This is a genomic window from Corynebacterium aquatimens, from assembly GCF_030408395.1.
Classification (GTDB): Bacteria; Actinomycetota; Actinomycetes; order Mycobacteriales; family Mycobacteriaceae; genus Corynebacterium; species Corynebacterium aquatimens.
Genome location: NZ_CP046980.1, coordinates 1,963,685 through 1,981,364, shown reverse-complemented (window position 1 = coordinate 1,981,364; position 17,680 = coordinate 1,963,685). Strand labels below are relative to the sequence as shown.

General features: G+C 60.2%; 18 protein-coding genes. 11 read left to right on the top strand and 7 right to left on the bottom strand.

The window, feature by feature from the left end:
• Nucleotides 1-16 precede the first annotated feature (16 nt).
• Nucleotides 17-463 carry an HAD-IA family hydrolase gene (locus tag CAQUA_RS08965; RefSeq protein WP_196825735.1) on the top strand — a complete coding sequence of 149 codons (447 nt, stop codon included), beginning with the start codon at nt 17-19 and terminating at the stop codon, nt 461-463.
• A complete protein-coding gene (locus CAQUA_RS08960; protein WP_196825433.1) occupies nt 463-978 on the top strand; it encodes a DUF6912 family protein in 516 nt (171 codons plus the stop codon). The genes CAQUA_RS08965 and CAQUA_RS08960 overlap by 1 nt, the downstream gene beginning before the upstream one ends.
• Here the strand turns inward: CAQUA_RS08960 and rsgA are convergent.
• Nucleotides 975-1,982, bottom strand: coding sequence for a ribosome small subunit-dependent GTPase A (gene rsgA, locus CAQUA_RS08955; RefSeq protein ID WP_196825434.1), 1,008 nt, complete (start codon nt 1,980-1,982; stop codon nt 975-977). The genes CAQUA_RS08960 and rsgA overlap by 4 nt on opposite strands.
• Complete coding sequence (gene aroA / locus CAQUA_RS08950) at nt 1,975-3,276, bottom strand: 3-phosphoshikimate 1-carboxyvinyltransferase (protein WP_376993185.1); 1,302 nt, start codon at nt 3,274-3,276, stop codon at nt 1,975-1,977. Before aroA ends, rsgA begins: the two co-directional genes overlap by 8 nt.
• A 25-nt stretch (nt 3,277-3,301) precedes the next feature.
• On the opposite strand from aroA, the gene CAQUA_RS08945 reads away from it, so the two are divergent.
• Nucleotides 3,302-3,991, top strand: coding sequence for an SOS response-associated peptidase (locus CAQUA_RS08945; RefSeq protein ID WP_196825736.1), 690 nt, complete (start codon nt 3,302-3,304; stop codon nt 3,989-3,991).
• Here CAQUA_RS08945 and ybaK read toward each other — a convergent pair.
• On the bottom strand, nt 3,988-4,455 hold the full coding sequence (gene ybaK / locus CAQUA_RS08940; protein ID WP_196825436.1) for a Cys-tRNA(Pro) deacylase: 468 nt from the start codon (nt 4,453-4,455) through the stop codon (nt 3,988-3,990). The two genes, CAQUA_RS08945 and ybaK, sit on opposite strands and share 4 nt — an antisense overlap.
• 32 nt (nt 4,456-4,487) lie before the next feature.
• Here ybaK and CAQUA_RS08935 point away from each other — a divergent pair, with 32 nt between their 5' ends.
• A complete protein-coding gene (locus tag CAQUA_RS08935) occupies nt 4,488-5,126 on the top strand; it encodes a sigma-70 family RNA polymerase sigma factor (protein ID WP_196825437.1) in 639 nt (212 codons plus the stop codon).
• Between the two features lie 2 nt (nt 5,127-5,128).
• The gene (locus CAQUA_RS08930; protein ID WP_196825438.1) at nt 5,129-5,398 is read left to right on the top strand and encodes an anti-sigma factor; all 270 of its coding nucleotides are present in this window, start codon (nt 5,129-5,131) and stop codon (nt 5,396-5,398) included.
• A 73-nt stretch (nt 5,399-5,471) separates the two neighbouring features.
• On the opposite strand, the gene CAQUA_RS11285 is transcribed toward CAQUA_RS08930, so the two are convergent.
• The gene (locus CAQUA_RS11285; RefSeq protein ID WP_100227335.1) at nt 5,472-5,546 is read right to left on the bottom strand and encodes a 50S ribosomal protein bL37; all 75 of its coding nucleotides are present in this window, start codon (nt 5,544-5,546) and stop codon (nt 5,472-5,474) included.
• A gap of 80 nt (nt 5,547-5,626) precedes the next feature.
• Nucleotides 5,627-5,884 carry a WhiB family transcriptional regulator gene (locus CAQUA_RS08925; RefSeq protein WP_196825439.1) on the bottom strand — a complete coding sequence of 86 codons (258 nt, stop codon included), beginning with the start codon at nt 5,882-5,884 and terminating at the stop codon, nt 5,627-5,629.
• Between the two features lie 458 nt (nt 5,885-6,342).
• On the opposite strand from CAQUA_RS08925, the gene CAQUA_RS08920 reads away from it, so the two are divergent.
• Entirely contained in the window at nt 6,343-6,813 is a 471-nt protein-coding gene (locus tag CAQUA_RS08920) for a hypothetical protein (protein WP_196825440.1), read from the top strand.
• On the opposite strand, the gene CAQUA_RS08915 is transcribed toward CAQUA_RS08920, so the two are convergent.
• Both CAQUA_RS08915 and CAQUA_RS08910 read right to left on the bottom strand, forming a co-directional pair.
• Entirely contained in the window at nt 6,803-8,020 is a 1,218-nt protein-coding gene (locus tag CAQUA_RS08915) for an Rv3212 family protein (protein WP_196825441.1), read from the bottom strand. The genes CAQUA_RS08920 and CAQUA_RS08915 overlap by 11 nt on opposite strands.
• On the bottom strand, nt 8,017-9,354 hold the full coding sequence (locus CAQUA_RS08910; protein ID WP_290178238.1) for a DEAD/DEAH box helicase: 1,338 nt from the start codon (nt 9,352-9,354) through the stop codon (nt 8,017-8,019). The genes CAQUA_RS08915 and CAQUA_RS08910 overlap by 4 nt, the downstream gene beginning before the upstream one ends.
• Nucleotides 9,355-9,444: 90 nt before the next feature.
• On the opposite strand from CAQUA_RS08910, the gene CAQUA_RS08905 reads away from it, so the two are divergent.
• Genes CAQUA_RS08905 through CAQUA_RS08885 form a run of 5 tightly spaced genes read left to right on the top strand, consistent with a single transcriptional unit; the run spans nt 9,445 to nt 17,664 of the window.
• Nucleotides 9,445-9,672 carry a DUF3107 domain-containing protein gene (locus CAQUA_RS08905; RefSeq protein ID WP_196825442.1) on the top strand — a complete coding sequence of 76 codons (228 nt, stop codon included), beginning with the start codon at nt 9,445-9,447 and terminating at the stop codon, nt 9,670-9,672.
• On the top strand, nt 9,669-10,556 hold the full coding sequence (locus CAQUA_RS08900; protein ID WP_196825443.1) for a DUF3152 domain-containing protein: 888 nt from the start codon (nt 9,669-9,671) through the stop codon (nt 10,554-10,556). The genes CAQUA_RS08905 and CAQUA_RS08900 overlap by 4 nt, the downstream gene beginning before the upstream one ends.
• Nucleotides 10,557-10,596: 40 nt before the next feature.
• A complete protein-coding gene (locus CAQUA_RS08895; protein WP_196825444.1) occupies nt 10,597-11,319 on the top strand; it encodes a hypothetical protein in 723 nt (240 codons plus the stop codon).
• A gap of 20 nt (nt 11,320-11,339) precedes the next feature.
• Nucleotides 11,340-14,378: an ATP-dependent helicase gene (locus tag CAQUA_RS08890; protein WP_196825445.1), complete on the top strand. Its 3,039-nt coding sequence runs from the start codon at nt 11,340-11,342 to the stop codon at nt 14,376-14,378.
• Nucleotides 14,371-17,664, top strand: coding sequence for an ATP-dependent helicase (locus CAQUA_RS08885; RefSeq protein WP_196825446.1), 3,294 nt, complete (start codon nt 14,371-14,373; stop codon nt 17,662-17,664). The genes CAQUA_RS08890 and CAQUA_RS08885 overlap by 8 nt, the downstream gene beginning before the upstream one ends.
• Nucleotides 17,665-17,680 lie beyond the last annotated feature (16 nt).

Here is a 17,680-nt window from a genome sequence, read left to right as displayed (position 1 = left end):
GAGGCTTAAACACGTCATGCCGGAAACCAGCAGCGGAAATGGTTCAGGCCAAGTCCAGGGCTTGATCGTCGATTACGTCGGTGTGCTCGACGTTGATGATGAAGACGCGCGTCGTTGGCGCGACCTTTTCAAGGTTGTGCGTGAAGAGGGAGTGGCTACCGCCATCCTGTCGAATGATGAGGGCGGCCCGGCGGCTGACCACATCCGTGAATGGGAGTTCCGTGGCGTTGTAGACGCGGTGGTTCTTTCTGGTGAGGTTGGCGCCGAAAAACCTGAGCGTGCTGCGTTCCAAGCAGCAGCGGATGCAATCGACGTTCCGCTGGAAAAGTGCACCATGATCGATGACAACATTTCCAATGTCCACGGTGCGATTGAGTACGGGATGATCGGGATCCTCCACACCGCGTTTGATCGCACGGTGGTAGAAATCCAGTCGCTTTTAGGCATTGAGGGCGAGTTCTAGTGCGCGTGTACATCCCGGCAACGTTTTCCATGCTTGCCCAGTTGGAAAGCGATGGGTTGATTCATCCCCGCAGTGGGTGGGGTTTCGCGGTCACGGAAGCCCTCAGGGACTTTTACACGGCTGGTGATGATGAAGAGCTCGAAGCGGTTGCTTTCGACGAGGCTGCTCTCGCGTCCATTCGTCTACTCGCGATCGGTGATGAGGTGTTCCCGCACCGCCGGGTGGTCATCTCCGCGGATGTGGATGATTCCGCGGTTGCGGCCAATCCAGACATGGGGGAGGCCGTCGTTAAGCTCGCTGTGCCAGTAGAGGTCGCGAATGTTGCCGCGATCCACGTGGACATCGAAGGCTCAGAGGCCGCGACCGCGAAAGCGATTGAATGCGTGGATGCAGCGGATTTGGGCGACGAGGATGCTGAGCTCACGGTGGGGGATGCGCAAGACAATTACCTCGCGTTCTACCACCCTGATGAGCTGGGTTTTTTGGTGCTGATGGGGTCGGCAGAGACGGATTAATACGTCTCATTACTGCGCAGCGCCGCGAGCAAGCGGCGCACGCCTTCGACGCGCCGTCCTAAAGGCGAATCGGCAGGAAACTCATCCCATGCGCACTCTGGGTCGGCCGGCGGGCCAGCATGAGTGCATCCGCGGGGGCACTTCTCGGCCGCCGCAGCGAGTTCTGGGAATGGCTCGATGACGTTGTCCGAGGACACGTGAGCAAGCCCGAACGAACGGATGCCAGGGGTGTCCACGATCCATCCCGCGGCGTCGCCCTCGGGTAATGGGAGTGCCACCGATTGGGTGGACGTGTGGCGGCCTTTGCCAACGCCGGATACTTCGCCCGTTTCCCGGTTCGCGTCAGGGACAAGCCTGTTGACCAGAGTCGATTTACCAACGCCGGAGTGGCCAATCAGGGCGGAGAGCCGGCCGTGAATTTCCGCCTCCAAGGCCTGGGTGTCGTCTTCGATGCCGGTGCGCAGGACCGTCACATCCAAATCCGCGAGCTCTTGAACGAACTCGCTGGGATCGGCGAGATCCGTTTTAGTCAGGCACACGATGGGGGTGATCCCGCCTACGAACGCCGCGATCAGGGCGCGTTCAACAAATCCGGTGCGCGGGGGCGGATCAGCGGCGGCGCAGACAATAAGCAGCAGCTCAGCATTGGCGACGACGACGCGTTCGTAGGGGTCAGTGTCATCGGCCGTGCGGCGCAGTTCCGAGGATCGTTCCTCACGTTTCACTATGCGGGCGAGGGTGTCTTTCTGGCCCGATGTATCCCCAACGACGCCGACTCGGTCGCCGACCTCAATAGACGTGCGTCCCAGCTCACGCGCGCGCATGCAGACAACCTTGCGCTGTTCGTTGTCAAGCACAACGCCCCAGCGCCCGCGGTCTTTGGTGATGACTAGGCCGTGCTCAGCATTGTCGTGGCTCGGGCGATCCTTGGTGCGGGGCCTGGATCCTTTGCCTGGCCGCACGCGCACGTCGGATTCGTCATACCCCCGAAGCCCTCTAGCCATTGACCATTCCCGTCCACATGTCGGCGAAGCCCGGCAATGTCTTTGATGTGGTCTCGATGTTTTCTACCTCAACGCCCTGGGTTGTCAGGCCGATGATGGCTCCGGCTGTTGCCATGCGGTGGTCAGCGTAGGAATGCCACAGTCCGCCGTGAAGAGGGGATGGGGTGATGCGAATGCCGTCCGGTAGTTCTTCGCAGTTGCCGCCCAGCGCATTGATTTCTGCGGTGAGCGCAGCGAGCCTATCGGTTTCATGGCCGCGGAGATGAGCAATGCCAGTGAGCACGCTTTCAGTTCGCGCTCGTGTTGCCAAAGCCGCCACGGTGGGTGTGAGCTCCCCGATGTCACTCATGTCGATGGTGATTCCTTGTAGTCCATCGGATGGACCCGTGACTTCCAGGGAGTAGGAGGGGCCGTCCGCGACAAGCTCGACGCGAGCCCCCATGTTTTCGAGGATCCCGCGGATCGCGTCACCGGCCTGCGTGGTTGCTGTTGGCCAATGCGGGATCGTGACAGTGCCCCCAGTGACAGCAGCCGCTGCCAAAAACGGAGTTGCGTTAGACAAGTCCGGCTCAATCACCCATGTACGACCCGCGATCGGACCCGGTTGGACGGTCCAGCTTTGATGTTCTGCGCGGCGCTCCTGCGCAACATCTACTCCCGCCGCTTCGAGCATCTCGACGGTCATTTCAATGTGCGGTTGGGAAGGCAAGCTGCCGCCGGTGTGCACCACGGTCACCCCGTGGTCAAAACGCGCTGCAGACAACAGCAGGCCCGAGACAAATTGTGAGCTGGCCGAAGCATCGATTTCGACCGTGCCGCCGGGAGCGGAACCCGTACCCTGCACCGTGAATGGAAGCGTGTCACCCGCGACGGTCACGCCGAGTCCACGCAAGGCGTCCAGGATGGTGCTCATGGGGCGTAAGCGCGCCTGCTCATCACCGTCGAAAAGCACCGCGGAATCCGCGAAAGCCGCAACCGGCGGGACGAACCGCATGACAGTGCCCGCGAGCCCGCAATCGACAGTTCCGCCGCCCAGCGCGCCGGGCTGGACGTGAATGTCAACCTCGTCGCCGATGCGTTCCGTGGTGAAGCGCACACCCATTGATTCCAGAGCGGACTGCATGAGGTCGGTGTCGCGGGAGCGCAGCGCCCCCACGATGCGCGACGGTCCCTCCGCTAGCGCGGTGAGAATGTACGCGCGGTTGGTCATGGATTTTGATCCTGGAATGACCTGGCGGGCGGTGATGGGGTCTGGGTGGTACGGCGCGGGCCACGGTTGCGTCATGCGGCTCATCCTACCGGCACGCATAATGGTGGCCATGTGCGGACGATTTGTTCTTTTCACCACCGACGACGGATTAGTAGACGAAGTGGGACGGTTGCCGGGAGTGGAGGCGGTAGAGACCCCGCAGGGGCTGCCGGGGCCGAGGTACAACGTGGCGCCTACCCAGACGGTGCCGTTGATCCGCTTCGAGCAGCTCGACGGGGGAGAAGCGGCGTCAAAAGCTGTTATTGAGCCCGCACGCTGGGGACTTTTTCCCAGCTGGAAGAAAGATGATTCCGGCCCGCCGCTGTTCAACGCGCGCGGAGAGACGGTAGCGGAGAAACCGTCGTTCCGCTCCAGCTTTGCCTCGCGCCGGGCCATTATGGTGCTCGACGGCTACTACGAATGGCACGAGAAGAAGCCGTACTTCATCACTCCGGACGAAGGGCTGTTGTACGCGGCCGCGTTATGGGACACGGGTTTGGATCAGCTGTCCACAACGATGGTGACCACGGACTCCACTGGCGCGATCGCCTGGCTACACCACCGCCTGCCGCTGTTTCTGCGCCCTGATGAAATTGCGACGTGGGTTCACGGGACCCCAGAAGAAGCGCTGGAGTTACTTCACCCGTCACGGATGGCGGAGGCGCTTCAGTGGCGCCCGGCAGCACAAGAGGTGGGCAACGTGCGTAATGAGTACGCGGAGCTTATCGGCGAGGGTGAATTTACGCGGGAGCCTGCTTAGGCTTCGAGGTCCGCGAAGGTGCCGTCGGCGTGGTCAATTAGCTGCTGGGGCGAAATTTCGACGCTGAGTCCGCGCGCGCCGGCGGAAACGGTGATGAGTTCAGCGTCCTTAACCGAGTTGCTAACAAACGTGGGCAAGGCGGTCTTCTGCCCAAAAGGTGAGATCCCGCCCACGATGTAACCGGTGACCCGCTGCGCGTCCTTGGGATCAGACAGCGCCGCGGTCTTCCAACCGAGTGCGCGGGCCGCCTTCTTCAAACTCAACCGCGCGGAAATAGGGACGCAGCACACCCCGAATTCACCCTTGTTTGCAACCACCAAGGTCTTCAGCGCCAGCGTGGGGTCAATTTCCAGCTCTTCCACTGCGTGCGCTCCGAAGTGGTCATTACCAGCCTCATAGGACAGGAGGCGGTAGCTCACGCCAGCGGCGTCGAGCACGTTCAGTGCGGGGGTCTTGGAAGCCATGGACGCCACCGTACCAAGTAGACTTCCAAGTTATGGCTGAAACTGATGCCGATGTAGTACGAGCGGATTCCACCGACGCCGAGCTTGCACAGCGCTTCGCGGACGAAGCGATGCCGCTGCTGGACCAGCTCTACGGTGGCGCGCTAAAGATGACCAGAAACCCGCAGGACGCGGAGGACCTCGTCCAGGAGACCTACCTCAAAGCCTTCAACGCGTTCAACTCGTTCAAACCCGGTACTAACCTCAAAGCCTGGCTATACCGCATTATGACGAACACCTACATCAACAACTACCGCAAGAAGCAGCGCCGTCCGATTGAAACATCAGCGGAAGACGTCACCGACCGGCAGCTGTATACCTCCAGTTCGCACGATTCCACGGGGCTGCAGTCGGCGGAAGTTGAGGCCTTGAAGAACCTGCCGGACAGCGCAATCGCGGACGCGATGAACTCGCTGAACGACGATTACCGGATGGTGGTCTACTACTCCGACGTGGAGGGTTTGGCCTACAAGGAAATCGCCGAAGTGATGAATATCCCATTGGGGACTGTGATGAGCCGGCTCCACCGCGGAAGAAAACAGCTCCGCGAGTTGTTGAAAGACGTAGCACAAGAACGCGGCATCGGTGTTGGTAGCACCCCTGCCAACACGGGAAGCGATCAGGAGAACTAGCCATGGCCCAAGACTGCTGCATCGACCATGATGAGGCGCACGCTTTGCTGTGCGAGCTGTTCGATGAGGACATCACCGCAGAACGCAAAGAAGAAATCCGAGCGATCATCAGAAAGTGCCCCGACTGCTTCCGGCAGCTCGGCCGCGAAGAAGAGATCCGGTCACTGGTGAAGCGCTGCAACTGCGCAGACCGCGCCCCAGAAAGCCTCCGGCAGCGGATCGTGCAAACAATTTCTATCAGCTACACCGAGGCCACGATCTACCGCGCATAGCACGGGCACAAAAATCGCCCCGCCTATCAGCTCCTTTAAGAACTGGGGCAGGGCGATTGGTTGTTCGCGATACTTATGCGTTTGGACGCTTACCGCGGTTTGCGCTCTTCTTGCGACGGTCCTTGCGCTTACGGCCACGCTTGCTCATGGTGAACTCCTTTGTGCTATTGGATTTAGTCCAATTAACCCTATCGGCAGGGCACGCCGTAGGGATAATCGGTCCGCGGTTTAGGCAGAAACTGCAGCGCGCTTGCGGGCCTTGTTGCGGCGCTTGAGTGCGCGGCGCTCTTCTTCAGACATACCGCCCCACACGCCAGCGTCCTGGCCGGTTTCAAGTGCCCACTTCAGGCACATGGAGCTAACTGGGCAGCGGTGGCAGACCAGCTTGGCCTGCGCGATCTGGGCAAGTGCGGGGCCGGAGTTACCGACCGGGAAGAACAGTTCGGGGTCTTCGTCGCGGCATACTGCTTCGTGGCGCCAATCCATGGTGATGTCTCCTTTTTAAAAAAGTCTGGATTAAAAGTGTGGTTAAATATTCTGGGTGTTGTGAGTGCGCGCCACTAGCAGCCCTTTTAGCGGGGATAACAGGAAAACTCGGGCATGCGCGAAGGCAGGCGAGTAGACGTCATCCTCGTGTGAGGGCTTTACGCGGGTGTGTCCTTGCGGGTGGACCGGGCGGTGTTTCTCGTTGGCTGCGAGACCCGTCATCCGATTCACTTTTTGTTAACTTCCTAGCGGCTGGAAGTTAATGGCTAGGTAACTAGCACTTTGTTTTTGCTACCCGACGATAATGACACGTTCACGCCGGTTCCGCTAGGGTTACAGGCAATAATGTGACCTAATTCATAGCGAAGTAATTTGGTTATCCAACCTGACTAAGGGTAAACGCGCCTTGGGTGCGGCTGGAATGATGGTGGCGTCGCGTGGGGCGATACACTGTTCCCGTGAGTGAATATGAGAGCCTGCCAGCACCAATCGCTATGAAGGTGGCTGCCGTAGCCGCGATTATCCAGTCGGTGGCCGTGATTGGCTACGGCGTTTACTCCGCTGTGGAAACAGCGCGTGGTGGGGGAGAATCGTCGATTGAGTCCACGACGGGTGCCGCCGATTTCGTGGGTTATGGCACGGCCGTTTTCATCATCGCGGTCTTCGGTTTTGTGATCTACGCGGCCGTGAACATTCTGCGCGGCCGGCAGTGGGGGCGCACGCTGATCATCTACATCAACATCATTTTGCTCGGCGTGGCGTTCTTCATGTTCCAAGGCGGTGCTGCCCAGCTTGGGGCTGTCACGGTGGCGTCCGTGATCGTGGTGTTAGTTGCGGCGCTTCACCCGAAGTCGCGCCACTGGGCCGAGTCAAACTTCGTCGCTAAGCGTGAGGCGCAGGCACAGAGTTCACGTTCAACTAGACGGTAGCGTCAAGAATTACTAGTTCTAAGCCACGCTTTTCGACGATCGTAGGGCCAGCGGACGCCACGGATACTGGCCCGTTGTAGCCACCGCGATCCACGGGAATGTTGGTTTCAGCTTGCTTGGTTTTCCAGTTGGCCACGGTGATGTTGCCGGGGGTGGCAAACAGGAGCCTGTCAGCAACCGCGACGCCCGTGCCCAGGGGTGTGTCCTTGAAGATGAGCGTGACCTGCAGATTATTGGGGTCGAGCAGCATGAGGTTCGTGCCGTCGTGGTACGTCATGTTTTCCGGCAAGTCAGACGTCTCAACCCTGGCAACACCGAAGGCAGCGTTCGATAGAAGGTTGGACGGGGGCACTTCCGCCTTGGCTGTGGATGAGCCGTCTTGGCGGTACGCAGCCACTGTGCTTTCCGCCGGATCATAGATGGCCGCGAGTTCTTGGCCAACGGCCACCAGATAGGAGCCATCCGGAATGAGGACGGAAGAATGCAGCTCCGGTTTACGGGAATCTTCCGGGGTGGTCTTCTGCAGCCGCAGGTAGCTACCGTCTTCGCACTTTTCGGTGACGGCGAATAGGTCGGACCGCGTCATCGCTGAGGTGAGCTCGCAGTCGGGATTGGGCTGCATGTTAGGTTCTTGGGGCGCTTCCACACGTCCGTATTCCACGGTGCGCACCATGTCGTCGCGCCACAGCTCGGCGCGGGTTTGGCCCACGATTCCAACGCGGTCGTTAGACGCAAAGCTCACAACGTCATCGGGCGCAGAAGAAGAACGCGTCCGGTCATACTGCCCGGTTGCCGCGTTGATGGCCACGACATCACCGCATCCGACTGACGTGCGGTAGATGGCAACGACCTTGTTCCAGGCGCTTTCTAAACCACACAGCTCCGCATCTTTGCGGGTGTATGACCACACCTTGGTCTGGTCGGCCTTGTACGCAGTGATCGTGTTGTCGGAGTAGGCAACGATCAGTCCGTTGACTACCAGCGGGCGCTGCCGCGGGGATTCGTCAGCAACGCGCCAGCTTTCCGTCAGTGCGCTCGGCACAACGGCAAGGACGCCTTGGTCCGGGACTTCCTCCGCAGCAGTTTCAAGGTGTGCCTGCCTGATCGGTGCGCTAAAAAACGCCCACACTAAGGCAACGCAGCACACGGCTGCGATAACGGCGGTGGCGATTAGATCATTCTTTGTGCGGCGCAGAGGTGTGCTCATCGGCGATTACGCTTCCTTCCGTTTCCACCTTTTCCGCGTGGGGTGCGGCGAGGGCTGCCTCCGCCGCGGGAGGCGTGAACCTCCCGGGCTGGACCGACGGTTGATTCGGCATCCTCCGGGATATCCAACGCCTCGTACAGTTCCGGGGAGGTGGAGAACCACGATGGGGGTTCCGGCTGATCAAGGCCAAGTTCGTCGCTGATCAGCTTCCACTTCGCTGCCTCATCAAATCCCACCAGGGTCACGGCAGTGCCAGAGCGCCCAGCACGCCCCGTGCGCCCGATGCGGTGGACGTAGGTCATGGGATCATCGGGGGTCTGGTAGTTGATCACGTGGGTGACATCCTCGACGTCGATTCCACGGGCAGCCACGTCGGTGGCGACCAGGATTTCCACTGTTGCTTCGCGGAATGCGTTCAAAGAACGTTCGCGCGCTACCTGACCAAGATCACCGTGGACCGATCCAACCTTGAAGCCGCGTGCTGCGAGATCTTCTGCAACTTCCGCTGCCGTTCTTTTCGTGCGCGTGAAGATGATGGTTCGTCCGCGGTTTCGCGCCTGAAGGATCTTGGCCGTGACTTCGGGCTTGTCCATCCGGTGTGATTGGAACACCACCTGGTTGGTGGTTTCATGCAGCGAGGATTCGTCGGGGGACTCTGCTCGGATGTGGATAGGCGTGTTCATCATCGAACGAGCGAGGGTGAGGATCGGCCCCGGCATCGTTGCTGAAAACAGCATGGTCTGCAGCGGCTGGGGCAGCGCACCCCACAATTTCTGGATGTCCGGGAGGAAGCCCAAGTCAAGCATTTCGTCGGCTTCATCGAGGACAAGAATCGCTACCTGGTTGAGCTGCAGGTCGCCGCGTTCGTACAAATCCAGCAGACGGCCCGGGGTGCCAACAACCACATCGATGCCGTTGTTCAACGCCTCAATTTGCTCGTCGTAGGGGCGCCCGCCATAAATCGTCGCTAAGCGAAGAGGCGTGTTCTTCGCAGCAAGCGCGAGGTCTTCACCCACCTGGACTGCGAGTTCGCGCGTGGGCGTGACAACGAGGGCGCGCGGCGTGCCGTCGAGTTCGGCGATGTCCGCGGAGTCGAAGACGCGATCGAGCACGGCGACGCCGAACGCGAAAGTCTTGCCCATGCCGGTGCGGGCTTGGCCGATGAGATCCCGGCCATCAAGAGCCAACGGCAAGGTGAGCTCTTGAATGCTGAAGACACGGCGCACCCCGTGATCAGCGAGTGCGTCCACGATTTCTGCCGCGACGCCAAGCTGCGCGAACGTTGGTGGCACAGCCGATGCTGACTCGGGAGCTTTCTCGGGTTGCGTAGGCACGTCAGTAATCTTAACTGGCCGCGGTTACAATATGACTATTAGTTACTGGAGCTTAGAAGAAGCTTTCAAAAGATGAGGGAGTGCACTTAGATGGAATTGAAGATTGGCCTCGTGGATAGCCCCCGGGAGCTTTCCGTTACCTCCAGCGCCGACCAAGCTGATGTGGAAGGACAAATTGTCAGCGCCATTGAGTCGGGCGACGCGACCGTGACCTTTGAAGATGAGCGTGGCATGCGCTTTGTAGTGCGCACCGACCGCATCAACTACGTGGAGCTCGGGACGTCGTCTCAGCGGACAGTGGGCTTTGGCGGGGCATGAGTAACCACCGCCGCCCACAGCCGCAGTCTGATCCCGCCCTCGTGCGATTTGCGCGAGTCTACGGGTGGCGTGCGTACGCCATCCCGGTGTTGGCGGTAGTGACTGTTTTCCTCATCATGAGCATCCTGCGCACGCCGGAGGATGAGATGGTGGGCGCGCACACCAGTGAAGCACAGCCGACGTCGCTTCAGGCCCCGCGCCAGTTGCCCGAGGGCGACGTTGCTCCGACCCAGTTGCCGCCTGGCGCCGAGTTCGCGCAGCAGGGGGATGGAACGTACCGCACCGTCGGCCAGCCCGGCGCCACCGTGGGCGAGGGCAAGGAAAATACAGTCCGCTACGTGGTGGAAATTGAAAACGGTGTGAATACCACCGGTTATGGCGGGGACGAGGCATTCGCGGCGATGGTCGATGCCGTCCTAGCTGACCCGCGCGGGTGGACTAATGACCCAAGGTTTCGGTTTGAACACGTTGCTCCCGACCAGGACCCGACTCTGCGCATTCAGCTGACGTCGGTGGGGACAACGCGGGAGAAGTGCGGGGCGGACATTGAGATCGAAACGTCCTGCCGCCTGCTTGACCAAGAAACGGAGCAGGATCGCGTGCTGATTAATGAATCACGCTGGGTGCGCGGCGCCGTGCCGTTCCAAGGTGACCTGGGGCAGTACCGCCAGTACATGGTGAATCATGAGGTCGGGCACGCGCTGGGCTTTGCTGATCACGTTCCGTGCGGTGGGCCGAACCAGCTCGCGCCGATCATGATGCAGCAGACCTTGAGCATGAGCAACGCTGAGCTACGCAAGTTCTCTAATGAGTCCGTGTATCCGGATAACACAGACACCTGCCGCCCCAACCCGTGGCCGTACCCGCGTCCGTCTTCTACCTAGAGCTCAAAGCCGGCACTTCACGCCTAAGAAAGGATTCCCGATGGCGATTATCCCCGGGCATGTACTGACGTCGTTTAATGCCGAGGGTGCTCCGCTGCAGCCATTGGGGCCAGCGTGGGATAACGGCGTGCGGTGCGGCACGATTGCGATTGGTTCTGCACCCTCGCACACGAAGTGGTCGGCTGGGGTGCGTGAAAAGCTGCACGTGGAGGGCCTGCGCATTGCGCGGCCCGTCCGTTCCTTCGATGGGCGTTTGGTGGTCGGCGGCTACCGCGCTTCCGATTTCATCGACGGCTTGCCGCAGGCTCGTATCGACGAGGCGGTGGCTGCTGCGTTGCGCTTGGATGACGCGCTCGCGGAGGCGAAAGTAGAGGTCCCGCGGCTGGATAATGACACGGTCTTTGCGCGGGCGGATCGGGCAGTGTGGGAGGAGCACACGGTTGGGCCACACGGCCAAGCGGTACACATGGATTTCCTGGGGACGTGCGTTTTTTCAGGCAGTTTGCCACCGGCTATCACCGACATCGTGCCTCCAGTGTTCCCGCGTCCGCGTGGGTTTAGCGCGGCGCTCGTGCTTATCGACGGCCTGCTGGCGGGAGCGGTCGATGAGGGCGTGCTGGAGCGGTGGTCCCACGTCCCCGACATCGGGTTCCTGTGTGAACGCGCGCTGGACTACCGGGAAATGGTTGCCGTGCAGCTCGGGAACACGAAATCGAACGAGAGTTCGATATTTGAGAGTGTCCGTGCGCTGCTCGTGTCCTAGCGCCCTGTAAGAATTGGTCCATGGCTTCGAAGCAGGGACGTACCTCACCGCCCACACCTCGGGTGAAATTAGTGGAGAATTCCGCCCGCCCGCTTAACCGGCAGTGGGATCATGACCTGCCCACCGAAGGGCGCGTGAAGGTGACAGGGGAGGCAGGATCCGGGGTCACCAGCTTTTTGATCGACACGGCTGTGAACGTCATTGAACGTGGTGCTGATCCGTCGGGGGTTGTCTTCATCACGTCTTCTAAGGACGCAGCGGCGCGCGTTCGCCGCGCAATCGGCGTGCAGTTGAGTCAATCGCAGTTCCTCGTTGATGAACCGATTGCCCGTTCCGTTCATTCCCTAGCGTTTGCGATCGTCCGCCAGCGTGAAGGTGAACAGATCCGGTTAATCTCCGGTGCGGAGCAAGACATGGCTATCCGGGATCTGTTGGCTGGCCATGAGGAATATGGGACGGGGTCGTGGCCCCTCCAACTGCGCCCAGCCTTGCCACTGGTGGGGTTTGCGCGTCAGCTGCGCGATTTCTTGCTCCGCGCGGTGGAGCGCGGCGTAACGCCCAATGACCTGCGGGAAGCTGGAGCGGACAATTCTATTCCCGTGTGGTCTGCAGCTGGGGACTTCTTGGAGGAATACCAAAAAGTCATGGCGCTGTACGGAACCAAGAGTTACTCCGCCTCAGAGCTGGTCGCGGAGGCAGTGCGGGGCCCACTCCCGGAGAAGTGGCACACGGTGATCGTCGATGATGCCCAGCACCTGTCGCCCTCGGCGGTTGAGCTGGTCCGCCGGTTGTCCAGCGCTGCGCATCTCACCGTGGTGGGCGGGGACAGCGAGCAAAGCGTGTTCCAGTTCCGTGGTGCCGCACCAGAATTCTTTCGTGAATTTGATGCCCCCACGATTGACCTGGGGCGATCTCGCCGAAATCCAGAGACCGAAGTGGTGATTGCCGGAAGTGCCTCCTTGGGCACGGCGGCGGTGGTTGACCGCGTGCGCCGAACGCACTTGGGCGTCGAAGGTGTTGCGTGGAAAGACATCGCGGTGATTGTGCGCTCGACGTCCATGATTGAGCCGATTAGGCGCGCACTCATCCAAGCCCGCGTCCCGGTGGCGGTCGATCCCACGGACGTGGTGTTGGTGGACCAGCCCATCGTGCGGGCGATGATGCTGGGCTTGGAAGCTCTCAACGGGGAACTCAGTACCGCGCAATGGCGTGAGCTGTTGCTCAGCCCTGTTGGCGGTTCGGATCCGGTGAGCCTGCGCAAGCTGCTTCGCGGGCTTCGGCGCGGTAACCCGGACCGGCGCCCTGAGGAAACATTGAGCGACCTGATTGCTGGCGACTTAAGTGATGCGGCTGCTCTTGGGGATTTCGAATCTGTGTTGACGGAAAGAGAGCACGCAATTTTGCAGCGCATCCGTTCAGTGCTGGGCGCGGGCCGTGCCGCATTGGAAGCAGGCGAGGGCGTGGAGGCGGTTTTGTGGGCCGTGTGGTCTGCCACGGGTTTGAGCGAACGGCTGCTTCATACCGCCTTGCGCGGCGGCGCAACAGGGTCGCAGGCGGACCGCAGTCTGGATGCAATCATGGCGTTGTTTGACGCCGCGGGCGATTTTGCGGAACGGCGTGAAACTGCCGGACTAGATGCCTTCATCGCCCACATTAACGGCCAGGAACTTCCCACGGGAGTGCGCGATCGTCGCGTTGCTCGCCCTGACGCTGTCGCGCTTTTGACCGCGCACGGCGCGGTAGGCAAAGAGTTCCAGATGGTCGTAGTAGCCGGTGTGCAGGAAGGGTCCTGGCCGCAGTTAAGTGAAACCGGCTCCATCTTCCGCCAAGAAGACTTCATTGATTACCTAGATTCCGGTATCGATCCCGCGACCCCAATTTCACATGTGCGGGATCGTCTTGCGGAGGAACGGCGGCTATTCCACGTCGCTACCACTCGTGCTCACAAAAAACTTGTTGTGACGGCGGTGGATGTTCCCGACGGCGATGAGATTGTTGAACCATCGCGGTTTGTTGATGAGCTGTTGGAAAACGTGGGCACTGAACCGACGGTCTACGCCGCAGGGGAACCACTTCGCGTTCTGGCGCGGGAGGATCTCATCGCCGAACTACGCCGCAATGCTGCTGATGAGTCCGCCGATGAAAAAGTGCGCGAGGCTGCAGCAGAGCATCTAGCGCAGCTGGGTAACGCCGGAATCGCCGATGCGTCACCTGAGAAGTGGTGGACGCTCACGGAGCCGTCGACAAGCGAGGCGATGCCCACCCGCAACCGACTGTCCCCCTCCCGGATTGAGGCTTTGCTGAAGTGCCCGATGCGCAGCGTGGTTGAAGACAAAGTAGTGCCGTTTACCAGCACGCACATGGCGAAGGGAAACTTACTCCACTACTACTTCGAGGCCTTGGAACGCGGCGCTGATTATGAGGCTGCGAAGGCGATGACTCTCGCCGCCTATGAGTCGCTGTTTGACGTTCCCTTTTGGATGGCTGAGTCTGATCGCGCAGCGTTTGCTACGGTGCTGGAGCGATGCCGGAACTGGCTACGGGCTGTTCCGGATGAGCGCCGACTCCTCGGCGTTGAGGTCCCCGTGGAGGTTCAGGTAGCACACGACCTGACGATCAGCGCCCGCATTGACAGGCTCGAGGATCTTGGGGACAACACCGTTCACGTTTATGACCTAAAGAGCGGGATGAACGCTCCGACTAAGGCGAAAATGCCGGACCATGCGCAGCTGGCTGCCTACCAGCTCGCGTTGAGCAAAGGCAAAGTGAAAATGACGCACGGGCAGCCCACCGTGGTCACCGCCGACGACCATGAGGCCGCCTTGAACGTAGATGGTGCGACGCTGTTGTACCCAGAAAAAAGCCAAAAAGTGACCGCGTTGACCCAAGAGGCGAAAACTGCGGAAGAACTCGACGAGTTTCTGGAGCTGATCAGCTCACTTCCGGCAGAGATGACGGGCCCACGACTACGCGCGCAGGCTGGCGACCACTGCACGTACTGCAAGATCAAGGCGCTGTGCCCAGTGCAGCCGGAAGGAGAGAAGGTGCACCATGGTTGATTCAGTTGAAAACTTTGCTCCCATCGACCCCGCTGAGCTGTGGCGTCGCCTTGGGCACAAACCCACGCCGACGGACCAGCAAGCTGGGGTAATCGGTGCTCCCCCTGGGCCACTGTTGGTTGTTGCCGGGGCCGGCGCCGGAAAAACTGAAACCATGGCGAATCGAGTTCTGTGGCTCGTCGCCAATGGTTTTGTCCGGCCTGAGGAAGTTTTAGGGTTGACCTTTACCCGCAAAGCGGCAGCGGAACTGAACCGCCGTATTCGCCGCAGTGTGGAACGGCTTTCTACACGCGAAGACGTGATGCGTGACGTAGACCCTTCCGGGACGTTGGCGAAGTCCCTCGCTGTTGTTGCGCCGTCGGTGTACACGTATGACGCGTACGCGGGTCACTTGGTCCGTGAATACGGTCTGCTCGTTCCGGTGGAGCCGGATTCACGCTTGATCACTCAGGCCGAGCTGTACGCGATCGCGCGCGATGTGGTCTCCAATTATCAAGGCACACTCGTCGATGATGGGGGACAGACCCCGGCGGTTTCCACTGTTGTAGCCAACGTCTTGGCTTTGTACAACAAGATGGGCAATGAGCTGACCAATGAGGATTCGCTGGCGCTCCACGCCGAAGCATTCACGTCGGCGGTCAATGAATTTCCCAAACCCAATGCAACGCTGCGCAAGTGGCGCGACAACCAGAACCTGCGCATGCGCATGCTTCCGTTAGTGCACGCGTTGCGGGATGAGTTGAAAGCGCGCGGTCTGTCAACGTTCAACGAGCAAATGTCGGCCGCCGCCACCATCGCGAGGGATCACCCGGAGGTTGGTAAAGCCCAGCGGGCGCGGTACCGGGTGGTCATGCTGGATGAATACCAAGACACGTCCCATGCGCAGCGCATTTTGCTCCGCAGTTTGTTTGGTCGTGGCCGCGATGCCGGCAGCCAGTTCCCACATCCACTGACAGTGACAGCGGTGGGTGATCCGATGCAGGCAATCTACGGTTGGCGTGGCGCCACGTCGGCGAACCTGGGTGCGTTTACTCATGACTTCCCCACGCCGGATGACAAGCCAGCGGACAAACTGCAATTGACCATCTCGTGGCGTAACCCGCCGGAGGTGCTCACACTGGCCAATCATGTGTCAGACACCCTGCTTGGCCCCGCGGGGGATAGCAGCCGCCCTGTGGAACCTCTTCAAGCCAATCCCTTCGGCGGGGCCGGGACAGCAGAGCTGGGTTACTTTGCCACGGCCGAAGAGGAACTGAATTTCGTCGCGGATGCTTTAGCGAAGGAGTACCAGCGCTGCACTGAAGAGCAAACGCCTTTTGATGCTGCGGTGCTTGTTCGAAAGAACCGCCACTCTGCCGGTATTGCTCGCGCCCTGGAAGAACGCGGTGTCCCGTATGAAGTCGTCGGTGTTGGTGGCCTGCTCACGGTGCCTGAAATCAAGGACGTAGTGGCGCTTATGACCATGCTGGTCCGGCCCGATGATTCCGCAGCTGCTCTGCGGATTCTGGGTGGGCCACTATGCGGGCTTGGGCTGAAAGATTTGGTTGCTCTTGCGCAGAGGGCCACGAACCTCACGGGAGCGGGCACCAAGACCAATCACCGTGATGATGAGGCAGAACTAAGCACTGACCCGCTGGAACGGCTTGGTCAACAGATTGAGCGGTTGAAACTGGAAGCGGTTGCGGAACCAGGTGAAGTTCAATCGCAGGCGGGGCTTGGTGATGCTCTTGCGGACCTAGGGGAGGAAGACCGTTACAGCGCTGAGGGACTTCGGCGGCTACGTCAGCTGGCCTCCATGTTGCACCAGCTGCGGCGCAACAGCTTGGGCAAGCCGTTGCCAGATCTCATCGATGACGTGGTCAGTGCAAGCGGGTTGCGGATTGAGGTTCTGGCGCGGAACTCACCGACCGGGACGGTACACCTGGATCGGTTCGCGGACGTTGCCCTTGCCTACCCGGGGTCTGACGTGGAGGGTTTCCTCGACTACCTAGCATTGGCTGCTGAACACGAAGATGGTTTGGCCCCGGGCGCTGTCCCCGCGAAGGACAACCGCGTTCAGATCATGACTGCCCACAAGTCCAAGGGCATGGAGTGGGAAATCGTGTCCGTACTGCATGCCGATGAGTCGACGTACAAGAGCGAAAAAGAAACCTTCCTCAATCGGGTTACCCACTTCCCAACGAGGGACTTCCGCGTCGAAGAGGTTCTCGCGGCTACTGAAAATAAGAAAGAATTTGAGGCCTACTGCAGTGACTACATGGAACGGCAGAAGGAGATCCAGGACGAAGAATCCACGCGTTTGTTCTACGTTGCCATTACGCGCGCAGCCCGGCGGCTACTGGTTACGGCGTCCGAAAAGCCACCGTATGGCCAATTTGAGGCCCTACACGCAATTGCCGAATCAAATGAGGATTTACCAGGCATCCAGGTGCTTCATTGGTGGGATGGGGTTGAGGCCGAGGATGAGTCTGAGCCAGATCCTTTAGTTGGTCTGTGGCCTGATCACTCCCCGGAACCTAACCAACGCCATGCCGCCGATCTGGTTCGGTCCGCTGGTGACGCGCTCTTTCCAGTGGCAGATGATTCCGAGGATCAGGTAGTGGATCAATGGGCAGTGGATTCCGCCGCCATCATTGAGGAATTCAAGGATGCACAGAACCCAGTGTTGGAAGTGGAGCTTCCGCAGGAGCTCACTGCATCGGATGTGGTGGCACTTCGCGCGGATGCAACGGAGTTTGCGCGCCGAGCACGTCGACCGGTTCCGTTCAAACCCAACGCCTACGCCAAGCGCGGAACCGCTTTCCACGAATGGATTGAGGGCTTTTACGGCGCGCGCCCGTTGCTAGATGAGGATGAGCTGCCCGGGATTGATGAAGCGGACTTTGATGCCGCAACACTCGCACGGTTGAAGGATGCGTTTGCTTCCAGCCACTGGGCGTCCAAGACCCCTGTGAAGGTGGAGCACCCGTTTGAGATCGCGTTGGGTTCCGCGGTGGTGAGAGGCAGGATCGATGCTGTCTTTGAAACCGACGACGGGTGGATCGTTGTCGACTGGAAAACGGGAACTAAGCCCGCACCGCGCCAGATGGAGTCCGCGAAGCTCCAGCTCGCGGTGTACCGCGAAGCGTGGAAGCGCTATGTGCGCGACGATCGCCCCATTCAGGCTATGTTCTTCTACGTACGTGACGGCGAAGATTTTGCCCCGCGTGACTTACCTGAGCGTGATGAACTTGAACGGTTACTGCAAACATCGGTTCAGGCAGGTCTATTGTCGAGTGATGGGTGAAAGGCGGTGATGGCGG